This is a genomic window from Brevundimonas vesicularis (genome assembly GCF_032067225.1).
In the GTDB taxonomy this organism is placed as follows: Bacteria; Pseudomonadota; Alphaproteobacteria; order Caulobacterales; family Caulobacteraceae; genus Brevundimonas; species Brevundimonas vesicularis_F.
The window spans coordinates 1-5,960 of sequence record NZ_DAMBJX010000099.1 but is presented as its reverse complement, the minus strand read 5'-3'; the positions used below and the strand labels follow the sequence as shown (position 1 = coordinate 5,960).

Here is a 5,960-nt window from a genome sequence, read left to right as displayed (position 1 = left end):
CCCTGCGCCGTTTGGGCGAGATCGACCAGATCCTGGATCGCCGCCTGAAGAAGTCGCCGCCCGAGGCTGTGCGCACCCTGATGCGCATCGCCCTGGCCCAGACTCTGGTGCTGGAAACGCCCGCCTTCGCCGCCGTCTCGACGGCGGTGAAACTGGCCGAGCGCGATCCCAAGACCCGGCCCTACAAGAATCTGGTCAATGCGGTGCTGCGCGGGGTTGGGCGTGAAGGCCCCGGCCTGACGACGGCCGAGAGCAATCTGCCGGACTGGATCGCGGCGCGCTGGAAGGCGACCTATGGCGAGGCCGCCCTGGCGGGTCTGGCCTTGGCCGCGCGCGAAGAACCCGCGACCGACCTCAGCCTGAAGCCAGGCGTTGATCCCGCCGCGGTCGCCGCCGCTGTCGAGGGCGAGGTTCTGTCCGGTGGCACGGTTCGCACCGGCCGTCGCGGCGATGTGGCCGGATGGCCCGGTTTCGAGGACGGCGACTGGTGGGTCCAGGACGCGGCCGCCGCCGTGCCCGGCCGGCTGCTGGATGTGAAGCCCGGCGAGACGGCGCTCGACATGTGCGCCGCGCCTGGAGGCAAGACGCTGCAACTGGCGGCCGCCGGCGCCTCGGTCGTCGCGCTCGACCGATCGGCCCCGCGTCTGAAACGCCTGACGCAGAACCTTGAGCGAACCGGCCTGACCGCCGAGGTGGTCGCCGTTCCGGCCGAGGACTGGGAGGACGCCCGCACCTTCGACGCCGTCCTGCTGGACGCGCCCTGCACCGCGACGGGCACCTTCCGCCGCAACCCCGAAGTCCTGCGCGCCACCAAACCGGCAGAGGTCGCCAAATTGGCCGACGTCCAGCATCGCCTGCTCGACGCCGCCGCCGAACGCGTGAAGCCGGGCGGCCGTCTAGTCTATTGCACCTGCTCGCTGGAGCGTGAGGAGGGCGAAACCCAGATCATCGCCTTCCTGCGTCGCAACCCCGCCTTCCGCACCGTCGCCGCCGATCCGGCCGCCGTGGGCGCCCCGCCGGAGGCGCTGACGCCCGAAGGTTGGTTGCGCATCCTGCCCTCCATGTGGGCCGAACACGGCGGACTGGACGGCTTCTTCGCGGCAAGGCTGGAACGGGTGTCCTGAGCGGGAGCGCCTTGCTCCCGCCCGCAACCCGCCTTATCCGGAAGGCCATGGCCGTTATCCCTCTGATCTGCCCGTCGATCCTCGCCAGCGATTTCGCGCGGCTGGGTGAAGAAGTCCGCGCGCTGGAGGCGGCGGGCGCCGACTGGATCCACGTCGATGTGATGGACGGGCATTTCGTGCCGAACATCACGCTTGGCCCCGACATCGTGAAGGCGATCCGGCCGCACACGGCTTTGCCGTTCGACGTGCATCTGATGGTCGCGCCGGTCGATCCGTGGCTAGAGGCGTTCCGCGAGGCGGGCGCCGATGTCCTGACCGTTCACCCTGAAAGCGGGCCGCACCTGCACCGCACCCTGGGTCGCATTCGCCAGTTGGGCGCCAAGGCAGGCGTCGTGTTCAACCCGGCGACGCCACTGTCGATCTTGGAAGAGGTGGTCGATTTGGTCGATCTGGTGCTGATCATGTCGGTCAATCCGGGCTTTGGCGGTCAGAAGTTCATCGACAGTTCGCTGAAGAAGATCGCGGGCGCGCGGGCCATTCTCGACCGCGCCGGTTCGTCGGCTCACCTTCAGGTGGACGGCGGCGTGACCTCCGCCAACGCCGGGGCCTGCGTCGCCGCTGGGGCCGATACTCTGGTCGCTGGGTCGTTCGTGTTCAAGGGCGATTACGCGACCAATATCGCCGCCCTGAAAGCCGCGCCGGCTGCTCCGAGCCTCTCGTGAGCCCGCTCGGCCCCTTTGCCCCACGGGGGCAGGAAACGACGCTGGACGTCGCCTCGGGTCAGATCCCCGGCCTGCCTGGCGCCCCGGTACGCACGCCCGTGCGGTCGGGCGACACGATCGCCGGACCCGGCCTGTGGCCCGCCATCGCCGGACGGTTGGCGACGCGGCAGCTGTGGATCGAGCTTTACGGTCTGCCCGGCTACGGCCTGACGCTGGGGGCGCCGCTGGGCGGGGGCAAGGTGACCGCGTTCGCCGCCACGCCGCGCGATTTCCGCGCTCATGATCCGGCGCCGGGGCGCAATGTTCTGGCCGGGCGTTTCATGTTGGCGGGCGCCTCGATGGAGGTCGAACCGCCGTCCGATCCGTGGAACCGGCCCAGTCCCTCGCGGCCGTTTGCGGTCGAGCTTCACGCCTTCGCCTGGTTGCCGGGCCTGATGGCGCAAGGCGACCGTGGCGCGCGCGAGGCGCTACGTCTGACCCTGGCCTGGGCTGACGCCTTTGCACGGTGGTCGCCCTTCGCCTGGGGACCGGAAATCCTGGCGCGGCGGGTCGTCAATCTGGCGTGCGGCGCACGGCGGATGGGTGCCGTCGCGACCGAGGCCGAGCGGCTGAAACTGGCCGATAGTCTGGCGCGCCAGACCCGGCAACTGCTGCGTCCGCCCGGCGGTCTGGCCAGCCGGGCCGAACGGTTAACGGCGGCGGCCATCGGCGGCTGCGTGCTGGCGGGGGCGCCAGGGCAGGCCTTGCGTCGCCGCGCGCTGTCGCGGCTGGACGGCGCCCTGAAGACGACGGTGCAGGCCGACGGCGGCCACGCCTCGCGCAGTCCCGAGACGGGACTTGAGCTGCTGCTCGATCTGCTGACGCTGGACGACGCCCTGTCGCAACTTTCCGAACCGACTCCGGAGAGCGTCTCGGCCGCCGTCGTCCGGCTGACGCAGGGCCTGCGCCTGCTGACCATGCCCGATGGTCGTTTGGCCAGCTTCCAGGGCGGCGGTCCCTCCACCATTGAACGCGTCGCGGCCGCCCGCGCCCACGACGACGAAGCGATGGCCAGCAGCGCCGACGCGCCTGCAGCGACCGGTGCGGTCGCCGGCCTGACGCGAATCGCCAGCCCCCTGCTCACCATCATCGCCGACACCGCCCCGCCGGCGCGCGACGCCTGGGGGGCGGCCGCCTGCGCCCAGCCGCTGGCGCTGGAGATCGCCTGCGGCAAGGATCGTCTGGTGACCGGCTCGGGGTGGACGCCGGCCTCGACCGACCGCCAGGCCCTGCGGCTGACGCCGGCCCATTCGACCCTGACCCTGGGCGAGCGGTCGCTGAACGAACCGCTGGGCGGCTGGAAGGGTGAGCTCTTGGGCCCGCGCCTGGTCGGACCGCCGATCCATGTGACCACCGACCTGCGCGACGGCGACGGCGCCGTCTGGCTGGAGATGGAACACGACGGCTGGAATGAGTTGTTCGGCCTGAACCATCAGCGCCGGCTTTATCTGGACCAGCGCCTGGACGAATTGCGGGCCGAAGAGAAGCTTTTCCCCACGCCAGGCCGCAAGGAGATGGTGCGCCAGATCGCGGCGCCCTACGCCATCCGCTTCCATCTGGAGCCAGGAGTGCAGGCCTCGCTGGCGCGCGACCGGCGGTCGATCTTGCTGCGCGGCGCCTCGGGCCGGGGCTGGTGGTTCAGGACCGACGGACCGGACGTGGCCATCGAACCCAGCGTCCATATCGACGCCGGCCTGACCCGCCGCTCCCTTCAGATCGTGGTGCGCGGCTCGGCCCGCACCGACAGCGAGACCAAGATCCGCTGGAAGTTGAGCCCGGCCGGCGCAAGCGGCGAACCGACCTGAAACCGTCCGTGGGGTGACGGCGAAGCGGTTTGGGTCTAGACGGCGCGCCATCCTCCCCTGCCATCACGGACGCCGCCCATGCCCGCCGCTCCCGACTTTCCGCCCGCCCCTGATCGGGTCAAGCCGCAACGCGCCCTGATCTCCCTGTCCGACAAGGCCGGGCTGGAGGACGCGGCCCGCACCCTGCACGATCTGGGCGTCGAACTGGTCTCGACCGGCGGCACACGCGCGGCGATAGAGAAACTGGGTCTTCCGGTTAAAGACGTGGCTGATCTGACGGGGTTCCCCGAGATGATGGACGGCCGGGTCAAGACCCTGCACCCCATCGTTCACGGCGGCCTCTTGGGCGTGCGTGACGCCGCCGACCATGCCCAAGCCATGAGCGACCACGGCATCGGCGCCATCGATATCGTCTGGATCGACCTTTATCCGTTTGAAAGCACCGTCGCGGCCGGCGGCGCCTTCGAGGCGGCGGTCGAGAATATCGACATCGGCGGCCCGGCCATGATCCGCTCGGGCTCCAAGAACCACTGCTATGTCGCCGTCGCCCCCGACGGCGAGAGCATCGGCCTGATCCTTGAGGCGCTGAAGGCCGAAGGCTCGACCGATCTGGCCCTGCGCAAGCGCCTTGCCGCCCGCGCCTTCGCCCGCACCGCCGCCTATGACGCCGCTGTCTCCGGCTGGTTCGCCGGTCAAATCGAGGATGCCGCCCCGGCCCGCAAGTCGATCGCCGGATCCCTGGCCCAGACCCTGCGCTATGGCGAGAACCCGCATCAGTCGGGCACCTTCTACCGCACCGGCGCGCGTCGTCCGGGCGTTGCCTATGCCGAACAAATTCAGGGCAAGGAACTGGGTTACAACAATATCGCGGACGCGGACGCCGCCTATGAGCTGGTCGCCGAGTTCGAACAGCCGGCCGTGGTCATCGTCAAACACGCCAACCCTTGCGGCGTTGCGGTGGGCAAGGACCTGTCCGAAGCCTATGCTCGCGCGCTGGAATGCGACGCCGTTTCGGCCTTCGGCGGCGTGATCGCGGTCAACCGTCCGCTGAACGGCGAAGACGCCCGCGCCATCACCGGCATCTTCACCGAGGTCGTCATCGCCCCCGGCGCCGACGACGAGGCCAAGGCCGTCTTCGCGGCCAAGAAGAACCTGCGCCTGCTGATCACCGACGGCCTCCCCGATCCGCACGGCGCGGGCGAAGTGTTCCGCTCGGTCGCCGGCGGCTTCCTGGTGCAGAGCCGCGACCGGTCGCTGATCAAGCCTTCGGACCTGAAGATCGTCACCAAGCGCCAGCCGACCCCGACCGAGATCCAGGACATGCTGTTCGCCTTCACCGTGGCCAAGCACGTCAAGTCCAACGCCATCGTCTACGCCAAGGGCGGCCAGACCGCCGGCATCGGCGCCGGCCAGATGAATCGCCGCGACAGCGCCCGCATCGCCGCCATCCGCGCCAAGGAGGCGGGTGAAGCCAAGGGGCTGACGCAGTCGCTGGCCGAGGGTTCGGCCTGCGCCTCGGAAGCCTTTTTCCCCTTCGCCGACGGCCTCTTGGAAGCCGTCGCGGCCGGCGCCACGGCGGTGATCCAGCCCGGCGGCTCGATGCGCGACGCGGAGGTGATCGCCGCCGCCGACGAAAAGGGCATCGCCATGGCCTTCACCGGCGTTCGGGTCTTCCGGCACTGATGCTGGGAAAGAAGGGCGCTAACGCTCGCGACGCGGTCGCTCGCTGCTTGAGCGCCCTTCTTCTCGTTAATGGAGGTCGTCGAGACTTCAACAGCGCGCCTTAACGTGACTGGACGCTCGTCGTCCGTCGTGATGCTCTGACGCCTTTCCGCGTTGGAGCGTCCCATGACCGTGCTGATCCGCCCCGAAGGCCAGACCGCCGACGACCTGAAACTGAGCCGTCGAACTCTGGGCGCCTTGGGGGGCTTGCTCTTTTCCGGCTATGCGGTCGCGGCCCTGGCCAAAGAAGCCAAGCCCATAACGACCGACGCCGAGGGCCTGTCGACCGAGACCGTGACCTATGCCGCGCCGGACGGGTTCCAGCTTCCGGCCTATGTCGCCCGGCCGGCGGGCGACGGGCCTTTCCCGGTCGTCGTGGTGGTGTCCGAAATCTTCGGCGTCCACGAATATATCCGCGACATCTGCCGCCGTCTGGCCAAGCAGGGATACGCCGCCATTGCGCCAGCCTTCTTCGTCCGGGTCGAGGATCCCGCGCCGCTGTCGGATATGCAGCGGATCATGCAGATCGTCGCGGCGGCGAACTACGA

General features: G+C 69.6%; 5 protein-coding genes. All 5 read left to right on the top strand.

All coding sequences use genetic code 11. From position 1 onward, the window contains the following. On the top strand, window positions 1-1,124 hold a 1,124-nt coding region (locus RT123_RS15390; protein ID WP_313010092.1), incomplete at its 5' end, for an RsmB/NOP family class I SAM-dependent RNA methyltransferase. A gap of 47 nt (window positions 1,125-1,171) precedes the next feature. Next, the gene (gene rpe, locus RT123_RS15385) at window positions 1,172-1,846 is read left to right on the top strand and encodes a ribulose-phosphate 3-epimerase (RefSeq protein ID WP_313010090.1); all 675 of its coding nucleotides are present in this window, start codon (window positions 1,172-1,174) and stop codon (window positions 1,844-1,846) included. Then, complete coding sequence (locus tag RT123_RS15380) at window positions 1,843-3,690, top strand: heparinase II/III family protein (protein ID WP_313010088.1); 1,848 nt, start codon at window positions 1,843-1,845, stop codon at window positions 3,688-3,690. Before rpe ends, RT123_RS15380 begins: the two co-directional genes overlap by 4 nt. A gap of 78 nt (window positions 3,691-3,768) precedes the next feature. Beyond that, complete coding sequence (purH, locus tag RT123_RS15375) at window positions 3,769-5,373, top strand: bifunctional phosphoribosylaminoimidazolecarboxamide formyltransferase/IMP cyclohydrolase (RefSeq protein ID WP_313010086.1); 1,605 nt, start codon at window positions 3,769-3,771, stop codon at window positions 5,371-5,373. A gap of 165 nt (window positions 5,374-5,538) precedes the next feature. Further along, window positions 5,539-5,960 (top strand): dienelactone hydrolase family protein (locus tag RT123_RS15370; RefSeq protein ID WP_313010084.1); only part of this gene is annotated, 422 nt, incomplete at its 3' end.

What these genes read in the sequence shown, in the direction of transcription:
- rpe (WP_313010090.1), top strand. Translation starts at nt 1,172, where the DNA reads ATGGCCGTTATCCCTCTGATCTGCCCGTCGATCCTCGCCAGCGATTTC.
- purH (WP_313010086.1), top strand. Translation starts at nt 3,769, where the DNA reads ATGCCCGCCGCTCCCGACTTTCCGCCCGCCCCTGATCGGGTCAAGCCG.